Source organism: Cupriavidus necator, assembly GCF_016127575.1.
Classification (GTDB): Bacteria; Pseudomonadota; Gammaproteobacteria; order Burkholderiales; family Burkholderiaceae; genus Cupriavidus; species Cupriavidus necator_D.
On record NZ_CP066019.1, the window covers coordinates 1,982,142 to 2,000,950 of the forward strand.

The 18,809-nt window shown below is 67.2% G+C and carries 17 protein-coding genes; 11 read left to right on the forward strand and 6 right to left on the reverse strand.

Going from position 1 to position 18,809, the window contains the following annotated elements; translation table 11 throughout:
- The first annotated feature begins 27 nt into the window (after positions 1–27).
- Positions 28–1,032 carry a tripartite tricarboxylate transporter substrate binding protein gene (locus I6H87_RS27960; RefSeq protein WP_010810296.1) on the forward strand — a complete coding sequence of 335 codons (1,005 nt, stop codon included), beginning with the start codon at positions 28–30 and terminating at the stop codon, positions 1,030–1,032.
- 517 nt (positions 1,033–1,549) lie between these two features.
- On the opposite strand, the gene I6H87_RS27965 is transcribed toward I6H87_RS27960, so the two are convergent.
- Positions 1,550–2,554: a tripartite tricarboxylate transporter substrate-binding protein gene (locus I6H87_RS27965; RefSeq protein ID WP_011617492.1), complete on the reverse strand. Its 1,005-nt coding sequence runs from the start codon at positions 2,552–2,554 to the stop codon at positions 1,550–1,552.
- Positions 2,555–2,606: 52 nt separating this feature from the next.
- A complete protein-coding gene (locus I6H87_RS27970) occupies positions 2,607–2,849 on the reverse strand; it encodes a hypothetical protein (RefSeq protein ID WP_168711903.1) in 243 nt (80 codons plus the stop codon).
- A 187-nt stretch (positions 2,850–3,036) separates the two neighbouring features.
- On the opposite strand from I6H87_RS27970, the gene I6H87_RS27975 reads away from it, so the two are divergent.
- Genes I6H87_RS27975 through I6H87_RS27985 form a run of 3 tightly spaced genes read left to right on the forward strand, consistent with a single transcriptional unit; the run spans position 3,037 to position 5,786 of the window.
- Entirely contained in the window at positions 3,037–4,032 is a 996-nt protein-coding gene (locus tag I6H87_RS27975) for a Bug family tripartite tricarboxylate transporter substrate binding protein (RefSeq protein WP_010810299.1), read from the forward strand.
- A 38-nt stretch (positions 4,033–4,070) separates the two neighbouring features.
- Entirely contained in the window at positions 4,071–5,426 is a 1,356-nt protein-coding gene (locus tag I6H87_RS27980; RefSeq protein ID WP_011617493.1) for an acyclic terpene utilization AtuA family protein, read from the forward strand.
- Between the two features lie 9 nt (positions 5,427–5,435).
- Complete coding sequence (locus I6H87_RS27985) at positions 5,436–5,786, forward strand: AtuA-related protein (RefSeq protein ID WP_010810301.1); 351 nt, start codon at positions 5,436–5,438, stop codon at positions 5,784–5,786.
- Positions 5,787–5,803: 17 nt separating this feature from the next.
- Here the strand turns inward: I6H87_RS27985 and I6H87_RS27990 are convergent, their stop codons facing one another.
- Positions 5,804–6,622 carry an IclR family transcriptional regulator gene (locus I6H87_RS27990; RefSeq protein ID WP_010810302.1) on the reverse strand — a complete coding sequence of 273 codons (819 nt, stop codon included), beginning with the start codon at positions 6,620–6,622 and terminating at the stop codon, positions 5,804–5,806.
- A 41-nt stretch (positions 6,623–6,663) separates the two neighbouring features.
- Entirely contained in the window at positions 6,664–7,857 is a 1,194-nt protein-coding gene (locus tag I6H87_RS27995; protein ID WP_010810303.1) for an acyl-CoA dehydrogenase family protein, read from the reverse strand.
- Positions 7,858–8,084: 227 nt separating this feature from the next.
- On the opposite strand from I6H87_RS27995, the gene I6H87_RS28000 reads away from it, so the two are divergent.
- Genes I6H87_RS28000 through I6H87_RS28030 form a run of 7 tightly spaced genes read left to right on the forward strand, consistent with a single transcriptional unit; the run spans position 8,085 to position 16,478 of the window.
- Positions 8,085–9,518 carry an FAD-binding oxidoreductase gene (locus I6H87_RS28000; protein ID WP_011617494.1) on the forward strand — a complete coding sequence of 478 codons (1,434 nt, stop codon included), beginning with the start codon at positions 8,085–8,087 and terminating at the stop codon, positions 9,516–9,518.
- Positions 9,519–9,537: 19 nt separating this feature from the next.
- The gene (locus I6H87_RS28005) at positions 9,538–10,623 is read left to right on the forward strand and encodes an ABC transporter substrate-binding protein (RefSeq protein ID WP_011617495.1); all 1,086 of its coding nucleotides are present in this window, start codon (positions 9,538–9,540) and stop codon (positions 10,621–10,623) included.
- 38 nt (positions 10,624–10,661) lie between these two features.
- A complete protein-coding gene (locus I6H87_RS28010) occupies positions 10,662–11,753 on the forward strand; it encodes an ABC transporter ATP-binding protein (protein WP_011617496.1) in 1,092 nt (363 codons plus the stop codon).
- Positions 11,750–13,519 carry an ABC transporter permease subunit gene (locus I6H87_RS28015; RefSeq protein ID WP_011617497.1) on the forward strand — a complete coding sequence of 590 codons (1,770 nt, stop codon included), beginning with the start codon at positions 11,750–11,752 and terminating at the stop codon, positions 13,517–13,519. The genes I6H87_RS28010 and I6H87_RS28015 overlap by 4 nt, the downstream gene beginning before the upstream one ends.
- Positions 13,520–13,530: 11 nt before the next feature.
- On the forward strand, positions 13,531–14,445 hold the full coding sequence (gene dapA, locus I6H87_RS28020; RefSeq protein WP_011617498.1) for a 4-hydroxy-tetrahydrodipicolinate synthase: 915 nt from the start codon (positions 13,531–13,533) through the stop codon (positions 14,443–14,445).
- A 13-nt stretch (positions 14,446–14,458) separates the two neighbouring features.
- The gene (locus I6H87_RS28025) at positions 14,459–15,616 is read left to right on the forward strand and encodes an alpha-hydroxy acid oxidase (RefSeq protein WP_010810309.1); all 1,158 of its coding nucleotides are present in this window, start codon (positions 14,459–14,461) and stop codon (positions 15,614–15,616) included.
- A 37-nt stretch (positions 15,617–15,653) separates the two neighbouring features.
- Positions 15,654–16,478, forward strand: a complete 825-nt coding sequence (locus tag I6H87_RS28030) for an IclR family transcriptional regulator (protein ID WP_010810310.1) — start codon at positions 15,654–15,656, stop codon at positions 16,476–16,478.
- Between the two features lie 28 nt (positions 16,479–16,506).
- Here the strand turns inward: I6H87_RS28030 and I6H87_RS28035 are convergent, their stop codons facing one another.
- Entirely contained in the window at positions 16,507–17,259 is a 753-nt protein-coding gene (locus I6H87_RS28035; RefSeq protein WP_011617499.1) for an SDR family oxidoreductase, read from the reverse strand.
- A gap of 9 nt (positions 17,260–17,268) precedes the next feature.
- A complete protein-coding gene (locus tag I6H87_RS28040; protein WP_010810312.1) occupies positions 17,269–18,702 on the reverse strand; it encodes an aldehyde dehydrogenase family protein in 1,434 nt (477 codons plus the stop codon).
- Positions 18,703–18,809: the final 107 nt, after the last annotated feature.

An 18,809-nucleotide genomic window follows, 5' to 3' on the forward strand; every position in this document is an offset into this window, starting at 1 on the left:
TACCAGACCGGCGAGGAGACACCAACCATGCACCCGACCCAAGACCAATGGCGCCGGCGCTTTCCCCTTCGCCTGGCCGGCGCGCTCGCGCTGGCCTGCGGCCTCGCCGCCGCGACCGGCGCACAGGCAGAGGCGCCCTATCCCAACCGCCCTATCCAGATGATCGTGGCCTACGGTCCCGGGGGCGGGACGGACCTGGTGGCACGGTTGCTGGCCCGCCACCTCGAGAAGCAACTCGGCGGCGCCACGGTGGTGGTGCAGAACAAGCCCGGCGCGGGCGGCGCCATCGGCTTCGCCGAACTGGCACGGTCCGCGCCGGACGGCTACACCATCGGCTTTATCAATACGCCGAACCTGCTGACCATTCCCATCGAGCGCAAGACCACCTTCACCTGGCGCAGCTTCGACCTGATCGGCAACCTGGTCGACGATCCGGGCGGCTTCACGGTGCACAACAGCAACGGCATCGACTCGCTGGCCGCGCTGATCCGCCATGCCAAGGCGCATCCGGGGGAGGTGTCAGTCGGCACCACCGGCGTCGGCTCGGACGACCACCTCGCCATGCTGCTGTTCGAGAGGGCCGCGGGCGTCAAGCTCACCCATGTCGGCTACAAGGGCGCAGGCGACGTGCGTGCGGCGCTGGTCGGGCAGCAGCTCACCATCGGGGCCATTAACGTGGGCGAAGCGCTGCAGTACCAGAAAGGCGGCTCGCCGATCAAGTTCCTTGGCCAAATGGGCGCAACACGGGCAACGCTGGCCCCGAACGTGCCCACCTTCCGCGAACAGGGCTTCGACATTGAGCTGGCTTCGCTGCGCGGCCTGGCGGCGCCCAAGGGCCTGCCTGAGCCGGTCAGGAAGAAACTGGTGGAGGCGATGGCGCGCGTGGTCGCGGATCCGCAGTTCCGCCAGCAGGCCGAAGCGATGTATGCGCCGTTGCACTATCTGGCGCCGGCCGCCTACAGCGCGGAGCTGGAGCGCGGGGAGACGGGCTTCCGTCAGCTGTGGAAAGAGATGCCGTGGCAGGAGAACTGAGCTTTGCTGCAAACGCTGGGGGTTCCTCGCCGATCAGGTTCTCCGCCGGAATCTCCAGGCTACGACTGGCTGCCCGAGCAAGGCGCCGAGCTTGTTCGACACGATGCGCGCCACCACGTCGGTGCTGCCGCCGGCGGCGAAGCGTACGACCAGGCGGACGGGATGGTCAGGATAAGCAGCCTAGGCGTGCGCGCTGAACGAAATGAGCGCACCGATCCCTACTTGAGCAAGCAAGCGTTTCATGTCTCTTCCACGAAGATAGTTTTGATTGGGTGGCGCATTGCGCGTCGACACCCTTTGAAACGATGGTAGCGAGCAACCGTGGCGACGGTGAAATAGAAAATTCCGCTGCTGCTATCAAGGGGCGGCATGCCTGGGGCTTCTACTGCGGTGTTAACCCGAAGCTTGCTCCGCGGGCGCCGCGTAAGCGCAAGTACGCCGCGCAGCCATCGTCGCGCGGCGTACATTCAGGGTGCAACGGAACGCAAGCGCTGGCGCGCTTGCCGCCTGCAGGATGTCAGTCGGCCTCCACCTTCATCGTCTTCAGCAGCGGCTGCCACTTGTCGCTTTCCGCCTTGAGCCAGGTGCGCAGCCCTTCCGGCGTCTGCTTGTCTACCGGCACAACCTCCGCACCCAGGTCGTCAAGCCGCTTGGCCACGGCGGGATCCTTCAGTGCCTGCTGCAGCGCCCTGGTCAGCCTGGCAGTGACCTCGGGCGGCGTGCCCTTGGGCGCATAGATCCCGTGCCACACCTTCATCGAGAAGCCCTTCAGGCCGCCTTCCTGCAGCGTCGGCGCATTGGGCAGTGCCTTGATGCGGCTAGGCGTCGTCACGCCATACAGCTTGACGCGGTTGGCGTTGATATGCGGCAGCGTCGAGGTGGTCTGGTCGCACAGCAGGTCCACCTGCCCGCCCAGCAAGGCCGTCAGCGCGGGGCCGGTGCCCTGGTAGGGAATGGAAGTCATCTTGACCTTGACTGCCTCCTCGAACAGCAGGCCGCATAGCTGCGAAACCGCGCCAAGGCCGGCATTGGCCAGCGAGACCTTCTCCTTGTTCTGCGAGACATACTTGATCAGCTCCGCCGCGTTGGCCGGCGGCAGGTCCTTGCGGCCCAGCAGCGTCATCGGCACATCCGCCACCTGCCCGATGTACTCGAAGTCCTTCATCGGACTGTAGGAGAGCTTCTTGTACAGCGCCGGCGCCGTCGCCATGCCATTGTGGTGGATCAGGATGGTGTAGCCGTCGGGCTGCGCCCGCGCCACGAATGCGGCCGCCACCGTGCCGCCGGCGCCGAGCTTGTTCTCCACGACAACGCTCTGTCCCAGATCCTTCGACATGGCCTGGCCAAGGGCCCGCGACACCACATCGGTCGGGCCGCCGGCCGAGAACGGCACCACCAGCGTGATGGGCTTGGACGGATAGGCATCCGCTGCCAGCGCCCCCGCGGAAAACGCCAGTCCAAGCGCTCCGCACATGATCCACTTCATACCGGCCAGCGTGGCCTTGCCCGCTTGAACGCACATATCACCGTCTCCATGTCGCCGGCACGCTGACTGTGTCGCGCCGGTCGGTTTATCAAACAGCGCTAGAGTGCGGGATAGCGGCACCGGAGGACAATCCGGATTTATCGAACGGGCCATACGGCCAGGCCGAACGCACGCCAGCCGACCACCCGGTCGGGAACTTCTGCCCGAAGTCGCAGGTCTCCCGGGCCAGCATGGCGAGGGACGACACAAGCTTGCTGCGCTGGTCACTCTTGCAGATGGCGGCATCCGCCCGCCACCATGGCGCATCTTCCGGCGCAGGTCGAGGCTTCATGTTCAGCTCTCCATCGCCACGCGCCCACGGCACTGGTCCGCTTGAAATCGCCTGAAATTTTCAACCAATGAAAATATATGGCATTCGTTTGACGCTCGTTCGCTCCCCTCCCTAAGATCTCCCGCACAGAGTTTCCCTCAACGAAACCAGATGCGCGCGCACCGCCTCGCGCCCAGGAGACAACCCGATGCAGCGTCATTCCCGCCAGCGGCGTGCCATAGTTGCGGCGCTCGCCACCCTGCCTGCCTTGTGCGCCTGGTCCGCACCGGCCTGCGCGGCAGAGGCATTTCCTTCGCGTCCGATCCGGCTGGTGGTGCCCTTCACGCCCGGCGGCACCACTGACATCCTGGCGCGCCTGGTTGCGCAGAAGGCCGGCGAGGCGCTGGGCCAGCAGATCGTGGTCGACAACCGTCCGGGCGCGGGCGGCAACATCGGCGCTGAGGCCGTGGCGCGCAGTGCAGCTGACGGCTATACGCTGCTGATGGGCACGTTGGGCACGCAGGTGACCAACCAGTTCATTTACCCGCGCATGCCGTACGACAGCACCCGGGACTTCGTGCCCGTGACGCTGGTCGCCAATTCCCCCAACGTGCTGCTTGTCAACAGCACGCTGAACGCAAGGTCGGTGGGCGAACTGGTGACGCTGGCCAGGCGCGAGCCGGGCAAGATCAACTATGCCTCGACCAGCACCGGCGGGTCGCCCCACCTGTCAGGCGAGTTGCTGAACATGATGGCGGGCGTCAGCATGCAGCACGTGCCGTACAAAGGGGCCGCCCCCGCCATGACGGACCTGCTCGCGGGCCAGGTCAACCTGATGTTCGACAACCTGCCGTCCGCGCTCGCACAGATCCAGGCTGGCAAGGTGACGGCGCTGGCGGTCACCAGTGCCAGGCGGGCCTCGGTGCTGCCTTCCGTGCCGACCGTGCGCGAGTCGGGGCTGCCGGGCTATGAAGTCAATTCCTGGTTCGGGCTGCTCGCGCCGGCCGGCACGCCGCCCGAGCGCGTGCGCCGGCTCCAGCAGGCGGTGGACAAGGTGCTGGCCACGCCCGACGTGCGCAAGCGCATCGAACAGCTTGGCGCCGAGCCGGGCGGCGAAGGCTCCGCCGCGTTCGCGGCGCAGATCAGGAGCGATACGGAAAAATGGTCGCGCGTGATCCAGACCGCCGGCATCAAGCCGCAATGACGCGGCTGGGCAGCGCCAACCCCTGACACAGGACAATCATGACCAAGACCAACACCCTTCGCATCGGCTCGGGATCGGGCTGGTGGGGCGACCGCGTCGAGCCGGCCGAGCGTTCGGCGCGCCTGGGCAAGCTCGACTACCTGTGCTTCGAGACCATGGCCGAGGCCACGGTATCCGCCGCGCAGGTGCGCAAGCGGCGCGACCCGGCCTTCGCCGGCTACGACACCTATCTCGACGAACGCATGCGCGCAGTGCTGCCCCCGTGCATCGCCAATGGCACGCGCATCATCAGCAACCAGGGCTGGATTCATCCGCTCGGCGGGGCCCGGCGCGTGGCCGAGCTCTGCGAGGAACTGGGCCTGCCCGGCGTCAGAATCGCCGCGGTCACCACCACGGACCTGACCGGAAGCATCTGCGAGCTGGATCTCACCCTGCTGGAAAGCGGCGCACCGGTTTCCTCGCTGCGTGAAACCCTGATCAGCGCCGAACCATACGAAGGCGCCGAACCGATCGTCGCCGCATTGCGCGCGGGCGCGCAGATCGTGATCACCGGGCGCGTGGCCGACCCGTCGCTGTTCCTCGCGCCGATGATCCATCATTTCGGCTGGTCGCCGGACGACGTGACTCGGCTTGCGCGCGGCAGCGCCATCGGCCATCTGCTCGAGTGCGGCGCGCAGGTGACGGGGGGATATTTCGGCGACCCCGGCTACAAGGATGTGCCGGAACCATGGAACCTGGCCTTCCCGATCGCCGAGGTGGAGGCCGACGGCAGCGCCGTGATCGGCAAGGTGGATGGCAGCGGCGGACGCATCGACCAGCAGACCGTCAAGGAGCAGATGTTCTATGAGGTCCACGACCCGCGCCGCTACATCACGCCGGACGTGGTGGTCGACTTCTCGACCGCGGTGCTCGAACAGGTAGGGCCGGACCGCGTGCGTATCAGCGGTGTGAGCGGGCAGCCGCGCACCGATACGCTCAAGGTGTCGCTGGGCTGCACCGAAGGGCATATCGGTGAAGACATGTTCTTCTACGCGGGGCCGGGTTGCCTGGAAAAGGCCAGGCTGGCCAAACGCATCCTCGAAGCGCGCTTTGCCATGGCAAGGTTGCAGGCGGATGAGGTGCGCATCGACTTCCTCGGCGTCAACGCCGTGCACGGCGCGGCCTCGCCCGAACCTGTCTGCGAGCCCAACGAAATCGCGGTCCGCGTCGCCGCGCGCACCCGCACGCGCGACGAAGCCGCCAAGGTTGGCCGCGAGATCGACGGCATGGCGGTCTGCGGCCTGGCCTCCACCGGCAAGCGCGTGCCGCACCAGGAGCGCACGCGCGAGATCATCGGCGTCTGGTCGGCACTGGTGCCGCGCGCGTTGATCACCTCCCAGGTCCACTATCTCTGAGGATTCGCCATGCGTGTACCACTGCGACGTCTCGCACACAGCCGCTCCGGCGACAAGGGCAATACTTCGAACACGGCGGTCATCGCCTACGCGCCGGAGTTCTACCCGCATATCAAGGCACAGCTGACGGCACCCGCGTTCAAGGCGCTGTACGGCACGCTGATCACAGGCGCGGTCACGCGCCATGAAGTGGATGGACTGCAGGTGCTCAACTTCGTCGCGGAGGGCGCGCTCGGCGGCGGTGTGTCGCGCAGCCTCGCGATCGACAACTACGGCAAGGCGCTGGCCAGTGCCGTGCTGCGTTTCGAAGTCGAGATACCTGACGCGCTGGCCGGCCTGCTGCGCGGGCCGGCGTCATAGGCTCGCCGGGGTAGGCGTCAGCCACCGCCGGACTGGCGCCCCCTGGCACGCCGGCCGTCGGTGCATGCGTCGGCCCGCGGCGGTATCACGGTGCGCGTCCAGGCGCTGGTGATGCGTCGCGCCTCTTGCTTGAGCTTGCGTGCCAGCGCGGCCTCGCGCGAGCGGATACGCGCGCTCGTCGCCGCCACGCTCAAGGCACCGATCGGCCGGCCCTCATAGTCGAGAATCGGCACCGCAATGCCGCCCATGCCGTCGACCACCCAATCGAGAAACAGCACATGCCCGCGCGCCCGGGCTGCCTCGATTTCCGCGGCGATGCACGCGGCATCGAGCCGCGGGTGCTTGCCAAGCTTGCGCGTGGTCTGCTGCAGCCGGCGCGCGCGCTCGGGCGCGGGCAGCCATGCCAGCACCGCCAGGCTGCCGGCGCCCACGCCGAGCGGCCGGCGCGTGCCGACCGTCACGTAGTTCGCCCGTATCGCATACGTGCCGGGTTCCAGGTCGGTGCACACCGCCTCGCCACGGCTGGCCTCGGTCAGCACGGCGGTATCCTCGAACGCCTCCACCAGCCGTTCCAGCGCCGGACGCGCCAGCTTGCGCAAGTCCACGCGCCGCTGCGCCACGTCTGCCAGCTGGAAGATCTCGGGCCCGATGCCGTAGCGGCGCGCCTGGTCGCGCGTGGCGAACCCCTCCTGCACCAGCAGGTCGAGCATGCGCGAAGCCGTGGCCGGATCGAGCCCGGTGGCGCGCGCCACGTCGCTCATGCGGCGCACTTCCGGATCGGACAGCGCGCGCAGCACGGCCAGGGCGCGCTGGATCGGGGATGGGCGCGATGGCACCTGCCGGGCCCCCTCAGGCAGGCCCGGCGCCAGGGCGGCGCTCAACCATGATGCGATGCTGCCAGGGTATCGCGCTTGATCTTCTTTGCCAGCGACCACTTGTGGACTTCGGTCGGGCCGTCGTAGATGCGAAACGCACGCACTTCACGGAAGACCTGTTCGACAATGGTGTCGCGCGACACGCCCATGCCGCCGAGGATCTGCACGCAGCGGTCGGCCACGCGGAACAAGGCATCGGACACGGCCACCTTGGCCATCGAACTCTCGGCCGTACCCAGGGAACCGCCGTCGAGCACCCCGGCGCACCAGTCGATCATCAGTGCGGCCTGCTGCAGGTCGATCAGGTTCTCGGCGAGCATGAAGCCCACGCCCTCGTGGTCGATCAGCAGCTTGCCGAAAGCCTTGCGCGTGGTGGCGTAGGCGCGCGCGATCTCGTCGGCACGCGCCACACCCCCGAACCAGCGCATGCAATGCGACAGCCGCGCCGGCGACAAGCGAACCTGCGCATAACGGAAGCCCTCGTCCACCTCGCCCAGCACCTGGTCCTGCGGCACGCGCAGGCCGTCGATCAGGACCTGCGCATGTCCGCCCGGCATGGAACTGTCGATGGTGTCAAGCAGGCGTTCGATGCGGATCGCCGGATGGGGCAGGTCGACCAGGAACATGGTGGCCTGCGCGCGCTCACCATCGCCGGTGCGCGCCATCAGGATGCCGGCGCTGGCCCCTTCGGCTCCGGTGATGAACTTCTTGCGGCCGCGGATCACCCATTCGTCGCCGTCCCTGACCGCGGTGGTCTGGAGCATCGACGGATCGGAACCGGCCCCGCCTTCTTCCGCAGGTTCGGTCATGAAGAATGCGGAGCGGGCCTCGCCGCTGACCAGCGGTGCAAGGAAGCGCTGCTGCTGTGCCTCCGTGGCGACCTTGCCCAGCAGGAACATATTCCCCTCGTCCGGGGCCATGGTGTTGACCGCGACCGGCCCGAGGGGCGACAAGCCCGAGCGCTTGAGCACGGCCGCGGTTTCGAGCTGGGTCAGGTGAGAGCCGTCGGGCAGGATATGTGGCGTCATGACGCCGGCCGCGCGCGCCAGGTCGCGAAGCTCGGCGACCAGCCCGGCCGTCGGGCCATGGGCTTCGCAGCGCACGTCGCGCTCATAGGGCACCACGACGTCGCGGACAAAGCGCTCGACGCGATCGGCAATGACACGGCTTCTTTCTGTGGGACAGGCGGTGAACATGGTGAGCCTCGTTGTCAGGACAGGATCAGATTGTAGGGCGGCACGCCGCCGGGCCGCTGTCACGGAAGGCCGTTCGCACAAGGAACCCCCGACATCTGGTCTGCAGCCCTTTGCCTGTCGAGCGACAAAGTAATCGCATTGCGATTACTAGTATGTGGATTTCACCTATACATATGCTCATGACAATCGACTAGTATGGCTTCAATCGAGCACGAGGGCACAAGGCGATGTCACTTGTATTGAAGCTGAAAGACCTGTTGGGACCCGATGCGGTTCTCACCGAACCCGCGGACGTAGCCGCCTACATCGAGGACTGGCGCGGCCGTTATAAGGGCCCGGCGCTGTGCGTGGTGCTGCCGGCCTCCACCGCGCAAGTCGCCGCGGTGGTGCAGGCCGCGGTCCAGGCCAGCGTGCCCGTGCTGCCGCAAGGCGGCAATACCAGCCTGTGCGGCGGCGCGGTGCCGGCCCCGGACGGCACGCCGCCCATCGTCATCAGCCTGGCACGCATGCGGCGCATCCGCGCCATCGATGCGGCCAACAACTCGATGGAAGTCGAGGCAGGCTGCGTGCTGGCCGCGATCCAGCAGGCGGCGGCGGAACAGGGGCGCCTCTATCCCGTGAGCCTGGGCGCCGAAGGCTCCTGCCAGATCGGCGGCAATATCGCCACCAATGCGGGCGGCACCGGCGTGCTGCGCTATGGCAACACCCGCGACAACGTGCTCGGCCTTGAAGTGGTCCTGCCCGACGGCCAGGTCTGGAACGGCCTGTACCGCTTGCGCAAGAACAACACCGGCCTCGATCTCAAGCACCTGTTTATCGGCTCCGAAGGCACGCTGGGCGTGATCACCGCCGCCACGCTCAAGCTGCACCCGCTGCCCACCGCGCACGCCATGGCGTGGCTGGCGGTGAGCACGCCGCAGGCGGCGCTGGAGATGCTGGGACGCTTCCAGCAGCGCTGTGGCGCCACCCTGTCCGCGTTTGAAATGCTCAATGACGTGCAGTTGCAGATCGTGCTCGATCACGTGCCCGGCCGCCGTGCGCCGTTGCCTGCCAGCCATCCCTGGCACGTGCTGGTGGAACTTGCCGACACCGGCCGGCGCGAGCTGCTCGACCAGGTGCTGCAGGAAGTGCTGGAGCAAGGCGTGGCCGAAGGCCTGGTCGACGATGCCGTGGTGGCCGCCAGCGGCGCGCAGCGCGAAGCCATGTGGCAGGTGCGGCATAGCGTCTCCGAAGGCAACAAGAAGGCGGGCCTGGGCCTGAACACCGATTGCGCCGTGCCGGTCTCGGCGGTGCCGCAGTTCATTGAGCGCGCCACCGCGGCGGCGCATGCGGTCCTGCCGGACTTGCCGATCATCGTCGTGGCCCACCTGGGCGATGGCAACGTCCACTTCATCCCGCTGGTGCCTTTCCCGCAGTGGCAAGCGCTGCCAGAGCGCGATGCCGTGGCCGCCCGCATCAAGCACGCCATCGACCAGGTGGCCTACGAACTGGGCGGCACCTTCAGCGCGGAACATGGCATCGGCCAGGTCCTGACCGAGGAAATGGCGCAGTTCAAGCCGGCGGTCGAGATCGCCATGATGCACGGCATCAAGCGCATGCTCGACCCGCGCGACCTGTTCAACCCCGGCCGGCTGCTGCCGTCCCCACCTTCCCAGCAATAACGGCAATCAAGGAGCTCGCATGAACGACCACAGCCCCATCAACTCTTCTCGCCGGCGTGCCCTCAAGGTCGCCGCTGCCGGCCTTGGCACGCTTGCCGCGCCCGCAGTGCTGCAATATGCGCGCGCGCAGTCCAAGCGCATCGTGGTGCGCGACGACGGCGGCATCTACACCAAGGCCTACAGCGCGGTGTACTACAAGCCGTTCACCGAGAAGACCGGCATCGAGGTCGTGGGCGTGCAGGCCAACGCCGAACCGGTGGCGCAGATCCGCAGCATGGTCGAGACGAGGAACTACACCTGGGACATGGCCAAGATCAGCCAGCCGGCCATCCTGCTGCTGACGCAGGGCGGCAAGGTCTACCTGGAGAAGCACGGCCTGGAGGGCGACGCCACCATCAAGACCATTCCGGCGCATTTCATGTCGCCCTACGGCGTGGGCACCAACGTCTACAGCACGGTCCTGGCCTATCGCACCGACGCCTTCAAGGGCCGCAAGGCACCGTCGTCGTGGGCCGACTTCTGGAACGTCAAGGACTTCCCCGGCCGCCGCGCCCTGCGCAAGCACCCGTTCGACACGCTGGAAGAGTCGCTGATGGCCGCCGGCACGGCGACCTCCGCGCTCTATCCGCTCAATATCGACCAGGCCATCGCCAACCTGGAGAAGATCAAGGCCAACGTTGACGTGTGGTGGAACTCCGGCGCCCAGGTAGAGCAGATGCTCAAGTCCGGCGAGGTCGACATGGTGGCCACCTGGGTGTCGCGCGCACAGAGCGCGGCCGCCTCCGGTGCCCAGGTCGGCATCGTCTGGAACCAGAACCTGTGGGGCGTGGACAACTGGTCCATCCTGGCCGGCACGCCGAATGCGCAAGCCTGCCGCGAATTCATCAAGTTCGCGTCCGACCCCAAGCGCATGGCCTCGCTGGTGGAGTACTTCCCGGCAGGCGTGACCCAGCCGGATGCCTTCAAGTACATCAAGCCCGAGGTTGCGAAGAACTGCCCGACCCACCCCGACAACATCAAGTCGGGCGTGCAGATCAACGCCAAGTACTGGCTCGATAACCAGGCCGCGGTGATGGAGAAGTTCAACGGCTGGATCCTCAAGTGATCTGAACCTCTTCACCAGACACCACAAGCAACGACACGATGCCGAATTCCAAACTCAAGATTTCCGGGCTGACCAAGCGTTATGGCGACTTCGTCGCGCTGGCCCCGACCGACCTTGAAGTGGCCGAGGGGGAATTCCTTACCCTCCTGGGCCCTTCGGGCTCGGGCAAGACCACGCTGCTCAGCCTGATCGCCGGGCTGGCCGTGCCGGACGGCGGCCAGCTGCTGATCAATGGCAAGGACGTGACCTTTGGCGCCCCCTACGAGCGCGATATCGGCATGGTGTTCCAGAACTACGCGCTGTTCCCGCACATGACGATCGCGGAGAACATCGCCTTCCCGCTGAAGATGCGCCGGGTCGACGCGGCCACGGCCAGGCGCCAGGCACTGGAAGCACTGGAAATGGTCCGCCTGCCCCACGTCGCGGCGCGCTTCCCGAAGGAACTCTCGGGCGGCCAGCAGCAGCGCATCGCGCTGGCCCGCTGCCTGGTCTACAAGCCATCGATCATCCTGATGGATGAACCGCTGGGCGCCCTGGACAAGAAGCTGCGCGACCACATGCAGCTGGAGATCAAGCGCATCCACCGCGAGCTGGGCACCACCATCGTCTATGTCACCCACGACCAGGAAGAGGCGATGACGATGTCTGACCGCATCTGCCTGATGAACGGCGGCAAGATCGAGCAGCTTGGCACGCCGTCGGACCTGTACTTCCGCCCGCGCACGCTGTTCGTGGCCGACTTCCTGGGCGAATCGAACCTGTTCGAGGGCACCGTCACGGAAGTGCGCGGCGACCACGTGGAGGTGGCGCTGGCACAGGGCGGCGCCGTCGCCCACGCGGTCACCAATGCGCCGGTGGCCGCCGGGGGCAAGGTGCGGGTCATGGTGCGGCCGCAGAACATCGCCATGGCCAACGGCGTCACCGCCGCCAATGCGGTCAGCGGCAAAGTGCTTGACAGCATGATCACCGGCAGCCTGACCAAGCTGTACGTGGAATCCGATGCCGCCGGCCAGGCCCCGGTGGTGCTGTCCTACCCCACCTCGATGGGCGCTTCCCGGCATGCGGTCGGGCAGCAAGTCACGCTTACCTGGCAGCGCAGCGACGCTGTCGCCGTCCCGGATTCGCTATGACCGCCGTCGCCCTGCAACGCCGACCCCTACCCTGGCTGCGGCCCGCCTTGCTGGCCGCGCCGCTGGTGCTCCTGTTCGTGGTGCTGCTGGTCTACCCGGTCGGCCAGCTGCTGCTGCTGAGCGTCTACAGCGACGGTGCCTTCACGCTGGCCAAGTACCGCCAGCTGTTTGCGTCATCGGTCTACGTCGACGTGATGCTGATCACGCTGAAGATCTCGCTCTGGACCACGCTGCTCTCCGTGGTCGCCGGTTATCCGGTGGCCTACCTGATCTCCTCGCTGTCAAAGGACAGGAAGGCAAAGTGGCTGTTCTGGGTACTGCTGTCGTTCTGGACCAGCTTCCTGGTGCGCGCCTTTGCCTGGATCGTGATGCTGGGCCGCAACGGCGTGGTCAACCAGTTGCTGAGCGCCGCCGGCATCCAGGATGCGCCTTCCAACCTGCTGTACAGCCTCGGCGCCGTGCTGGTGGCGATGGTGCACGCGCTGATGCCGCTGGCGGTGCTGACCATGCTGTCGGTGATGGAGAACATCGACCGCAACCTCCCGCGCGCGGCGCTTACGCTTGGGGCACGGCCTGGCACGGCGTTCTGGCGCGTCTACTTCCCGCTCTCGATGCCGGGCGTGGCGGCCGGCGCCATCATGGTGTTCGTCACCGCCGTCGGCTTCTTTATCGTGCCCGCGCTGCTGGGCGGACGCAAAGAGATCATGGTCGCCCAGCTGATCATCGACCAGGTGCAGCAGACCATGAACTGGGGTTTCGCCGGCTCGATCTCGGTGTTGCTGCTGCTGGTCGTGCTGGCGGTGTTCGCCCTGTATGACAAGGTGCTCGGGCTCTCGTCGATGGCAGGCGGAGCGGAGCAACGCACCCGCTCCGCGGCCGCGCACGATGGCGTGCTGCATCGGCTCGGTGACAGCGTGCTGGGCGCACTGGGAGCGGTCAGCGACAAGCTGCTGGCACTGGTGCCGCGCGGCCGGCGCGAGCCGCAGCCGGGCGACTCGCTGCCGCTGCGCACGATCGTGCTGATGGTGCTGCTGTTCCTGAGCGTGCCGGCGCTGCTGATGATCCCGCTGTCGTTCGCCGACAAGTCGGGGCTGAACTGGCCGCCGCGCGGCTTCACGCTGCAGCACTACCAGGACATGCTCGCCTCGCCGCTGTGGATGCAGGCCGGGCTGCGCTCGCTGCTGGTCGGCCTTGGCGCCGCGGTGCTGGCGCTGCTGGTCGGCACGCCGGTGGCGTTCCTGCTGGCGCGCTCGCAGATGCGGGGCAAGTCGCTGCTGCTGGCGTTCGTGCTGTCGCCGATCATCATCCCGCGCATGATCATCGCGGTGGGGATGTTCTACTTCTTCGCCAGGGTCGGGCTGGTCGGCACCTCGCTCGGTCTGATGATCGGCCACACCGTCATTGCCGTGCCCTACGTCGTCATGACGATGATGGCGGTGCTGCGCAACTACGACACGCGGCTCGACCTGGCGGCGCAAAGCCTGGGCGCCAGGCCCTGGCAGACGCTGCGCTACGTGACGCTGCCGATCCTCGCCGCCGGCCTGTTCTCGTCCTTCCTGTTCGCCTTCGCCACCTCGTTCGATGAGCTGACGATCGCCCTGTTTGCCTCTGGCGGACTGAGCGCCACCCTGCCCAAGCAGTTCTGGGACGAGGTGACGCTGCAGCTTTCACCGGTGATTGCCGCGGTGTCTACCTGCCTGTTCGTCTTCGTTACCCTCCTGATCACCTGCGCCGAGCGCTTGCGCCGCAAGAGCGCCGGGCGCTGAGAACCTTATCCATGAACAACAAGCTTACCGCCGCCGACCTGCGCGGCATCTTCCCCGCCATCCCGACGCCCGTGACGGCCGACGACAGGATCGACCAGGACGCCACGCGCAAGCTGATGGCCTACCTGCTGGCCAACGGCGTTGCCGGCGTGGTGCCGCTGGGCGGCACCGGCGAATACGGTGCCCTGTCGCGCGAGGAGCGCGTCCGCATGGCAGCCCTTTGTGTCGAAGCAGCGGCTGGCCAGGTTCCCGTCATTCCCGGCGTGCTCGACCCGGGGTTCCACGATGCGCTGGATGCGGGCAAGGCCTTTGCCGGCGTCGGCGCCTCTGCCCTGATGGTGCTGACGCCCTATTACACCTCGCCGACCCAGCAAGGCATCCGCGACTACTTCCTGCGCTATGCCGACGCCTCGCCGGTGCCGGTCATGATCTACGAGATCCCCTACCGCACGCGGATCGCGATCGCGCCCGAGGTGCTGCACGAGCTGTCGCGCCACGAAAACATCATCGGCATGAAAGCCTGCAACACCGACATGTACCACTTCCTCAAGGTGGTGGCGGGTGTCGACGACAGCTTCAGCGTGTTCAGCGGCGAGGACAGCCTGTTCCCGCTGCACATGGCGGCGGGTGCCAGGGGTGGCGTGGTCGTGACCGCCTCCGTGCTGCCGCGCACCTGGCGCACCATCTATGAGCTCGGCGTGGCCGGCAATACCGCGCAAGCGGTACGCCTGCACCGCCAGCTGATTCCGTTGCTGGACCTGGCCTTCTCCGAAACCAATCCTGGGCCGCTGAAATCCGTGCTCGACCTGGTGGGCGTGACCGCGCCTAAGGTGCTGGCACCGCTGGTAGCGCCGGCACCCGGGCTGCAGGCACAGCTGCGTGCCGAACTGACGCAGCGGCTGCAAGCCGAGGCCGCCCTCGCCTGAGGCGCCGACGATCATGCTGCCGGCCATCAAGGACTATCGGGACCTGGCGCGGCGCCGGCTGTCGCGCTTCGCCTTCGACTATCTGGAGGGAGGCGCGGAGGACGGGCGCACGCTGGCACGCAACCTGGCCGCATACCAGGCACTGCTGTTCCGGCCGCGCGTGCTGCGCGACGTCACGGAGACCGATCCCGGCATGGAGATCTTCGGCCGCAAGTACCGCCTGCCGTTGCTGGTGGGCCCCACGGGGCTGAACGGACTGTACTGGCCGAAGGCCGAAGAGGCGCTGGCACGGGCCGCACACGCTGAAGGACTGCCCTTCGTGATGTCGACTGCATCGACCTCGCTGATCGAAGACGTGCGCGCAGCCAGCGACGGCGACCTGTGGCTGCAGCTCTACGTGCAGCGCGACCGCGCCATCGCCGAGAGCATGATGGCGCGCGCACGCGCCGCCGGCTTCAGCACGCTGATGCTGACCGTCGACACCATGGTGCACGGCAAGCGCGACCATGACATCCGCAACGGCTTTCGCATGCCGGTGCCGTGGACGCCGCGGCTGCTGGCCGACCTCGCGGCACATCCGCGGTGGTGCCTGCGCATGCTGCGCCAGGGCGGCTCGCCGCAGCTGGTCAACCTGGCCCGCAGCAGCGGGATGGCCAACGACCTGAAGGCGCAGGCGGCGGGATTGAGCCGGCAGATGGACATGTCGCTGTGCTGGGACGACATCGCCTGGCTGCGCCGGCACTGGCACGGGCCCGTCATCATCAAGGGTATCCTTACGCCGGCCGACGCGGAAATCGCCGCCCGCCAGGGCCTGGATGGCATCGTGGTCAGCAACCACGGCGGCCGCCAGCTGGAAGGCGCGCCCAGCGCGGTCGAGATGCTGCCCGCCATCGTCGCGGCGGCGGGCGGGATGCACGTATTCGTCGATGGCGGCGTGCGCCGCGGCGCCGACATCGCCAAGGCGCTGGCAATGGGCGCCCGCGGCGTGCTGGTGGGGCGCGCACCGCTGTACGGGCTGGCGGCGCGCGGTCCCCGCGGCGTGGCGGAAGTCCTGGCCATCCTGCGTGGAGAATTCGAGACCACGCTGCGGCTGCTCGGCGTTCCGCAGGCAGCCAGGCTGGACGCTGCCGCGCTCTCGGACGACCATGCCGCGCGGCTGGCCGCACTGTAAGCCATGAAAACAATGACAAGGACGAGCAGGAGGTTGTGTGGATTCAGGTAATGAAGGCAACGGGCTGCGCACAAGGCGCGAGCGTTCGTCCCTGTTCGTCGGTTCGGTGGAAAAGGCCTTCCAGGTGCTGGAAGCCTTCCACGGCCCGGACCGCCGCCTGATGTCGATGGCGGAAATCGCCCGGGCGGCCGATCTCGACCGCAGCGCCACCCAGCGGCTGGTGCACACACTGGAACAGCTGGGCTACATCCGGCGCCTGCCCGATTCGGCGATGTATGGGCTTGCGCCGAAGGCACTGGGCCTGTCGTACAACTACCTGCGCTCCAACGACCTGGTCGAGCGCGCATCGCCCTACCTGCTCGATATCAGCCGCACGCTGGGAGAAACCGCCAACCTGCAGGAACTCGACGGGCACGAAATCGTGTTCCTGGCCCGCTTCCCCGGGCAGCACCTGATCAACGTCGATTTCGGGGTCGGGTACCGGCTCCCGGCCGTGTACACCGCGTCCGGGATTGCGATCCTGTCGAAGCTGCCCGAAGCGCAGCGCCTGGAGGTGGTGCGGGCGACCGCACTGAACCCCATCACGCCGTTCACTGAAACCGACCCCGACAAGCTGATGACGGCGATCCGCGAGGCCGGTGAACGCGGCTATGCCGTGGCCATGAACCAGACCGTGGTCGGCGACATCTCCGTCGCAGCCGCAATCACCGACCACCGCGGGCTGCCGGTCGGGGCCATCAATATCTCAGTCCCGTCCACGCGCTGGACGCTGGAAACCGCCCAGGCCAAGCTGGCCCCGCATGTGCAAGTGGCGGCCATGTCGATCTCGCAGGCAAAGCGGATGAGTTTCCAGACGGCATGAGCGATGCCGGAAACGCCGCCGGCTTCGCTCAGATGGCCCGGCCTCCGTCAACGGGCATGTCGATGCCGGTAAGGAAGCGGGCACCCGGGCTTGCCAGGAAGACCGCGGCATTGGCCACGTCGGCCGGCTCGCACATTCGCCCCAGCGGTATGGTGGCAACAAAGCGGGCGCGGTTCTCGGCGGTGTCGGCAACCCCCATGAAGTCCTGCAGCAGCCCGGTCGCCGCCATCACGGGCGAGATCAGGTTGACCCGGATCCCGTGCGCGGCCAGTTCAACAGCCATCGATTTCGACATCACGCTCACCGCGCCCTTCGAGCTGTTGTACCAGGTCAGCCCCGGGCGCGGCCGGTGGCTGCCGACCGAGCCGATATTGAGGATCACGCCTTTGCCGCGCTGCTTCATCAGCGGCACGACCGCGCGTGCCATGTGGTAGATCGACTTGACGTTGACGGCGAAGACGCGGTCGAAGACCGCTTCGTCGACTTCCAGCATCGACTGATTCCGATGCGTGGTGCCGGCATTGTTGACGACCACGTCCGGCTCGCCGAAATGGTCGCAGCAGTGCTGCACCGCGGCGTTGATCTGCGCCGGGCTGGTGACGTCGCACGGAGCCGCACTGGCATTCGGCCCCAACTCGTCCGCCAGTCTCTGCACGGCATCGCGATCGATATCGGCCAGCACGACCTTCGCTCCCGCCTGGATAAAGGCCCGCGCAATCGCGGCGCCAAAGCCACTGCCTGCGCCCGTGACAATGGCAACCTGGTCTGATAGCTCCGACATGTCGTCTCCCTATTGGTAGTGCTGCACGATGGTCTTGGTGGTGCTCATCTCTTCCAGCGCGAGGAAGCCCTTTTCCCGGCCGTACCCGCTCTTCTTGACGCCGCCGAAGGGCAGTTCGACCCCACCGCCGGCACCGTAGCAATTGATAAAGACCTGCCCGCTCTGCAGCCGCTGGCTGACCCGCATCTGCCGGCTGCCGTTCTCGGTCCACACGCCGGCGACCAGGCCGTAGTCGGTGGCATTGGCCAGCCGGATGGCATCCTCTTCGTCCGTGAACGGCATCACCGACAGCACTGGCCCGAATACCTCGATATTCGCCAGCGCGTGGTCGCGCGGCACCGGACCGAACAGGACCGGCCTGACGAAGTACCCACCCCGGGGCAAATCCGCCGCAAACCCGCCTTCGGCGATAACCGGCACGCCGCTGTCCCGCGCGGCCTCCACCAGCCCCATCACACGCCGGTACTGCCGCTCGCTGACGATCGGCCCGCAATCCAGATCGGCGGCCGGCACGCCCGCCTGCAGGGCACGGAAGGCCTGCGCCACCATGCCGACGAAGCGATCGTAGATGCCTTGCTGCACCAGCAGCCGGCTGCCCGCCGAGCAGGTCTGCCCGGCGTTCTGGACAATGGCCTTGACCACGGCCGGCACCGCCTTGTCCAGGTCCGCGTCGTCGAAGACGATCTGCGGCGACTTGCCGCCCAGCTCAAGCACGCAGGGGACGTGGTTGGCCGCGGTTGCCTGCTGCACCAGGGCGCCGGCCTCGGGCGAGCCGGTAAAGGTGGCGAAATGGATGCCGGGGTTCGATGTCAGCGCGGCGCCTGCCTCCGCGCCATACCCGGTCACCAGGTTGAGGGCTCCGGGCGGCAGCCCGGCTTCCATGGCAAGCTCGGCAATCCGGATCACGCTCAGGCACGCATCCTCCGATGGCTTCAGCACCGCCGCATTGCCCATCGCCAGTGCCGGCGCCAGCGTGCGCCCCATCATCTGCGCCGGGTAGTTCCAGGGAATGATGTGGGCGGTCACGCCATGCGGGACGCGCACCACGCTCACGTTGTATCCGTCCAGGTACGGAATCGTCTGACCGTGGACCTTGTCGGCGGCGCCACCGTAGAACTCGAAGTACCTGGCCACCGCCCTGGCATCGGCGCGCGCGGCCGAGATCGGCTTGCCGGTGTCCTGCGCCTCGATTGCCGCCAGCTCTTCCGCGTGATCGAGAATGCCTTGTCCCAGCCGCTGCAGGATGCGCCCGCGTTCGGTCGCGGTCTTGCTGCCCCACTCGCCCTGCAAGGCATCCTGCGCCGCGCTCACCGCCTGCTGCACATCCGCGGCGCGGCCGCGGCTGATCTTCGCAAACGCCATGCCGTCACTGGGATCGATCACGTCGATGGTCTCGCCATCGATGGCGCCGAGCCATTTCCCTCCGATGAGTAACGTCTTCACCCGCCGCTCCTGAACAGCACATCTATCGTCACCGCGGCCACTCCCGGCCTGTGCGCCTCGCGCAGGCCAGCGGTACCGCCTCAGCCCATGGAAATCGGTCTGCTCCC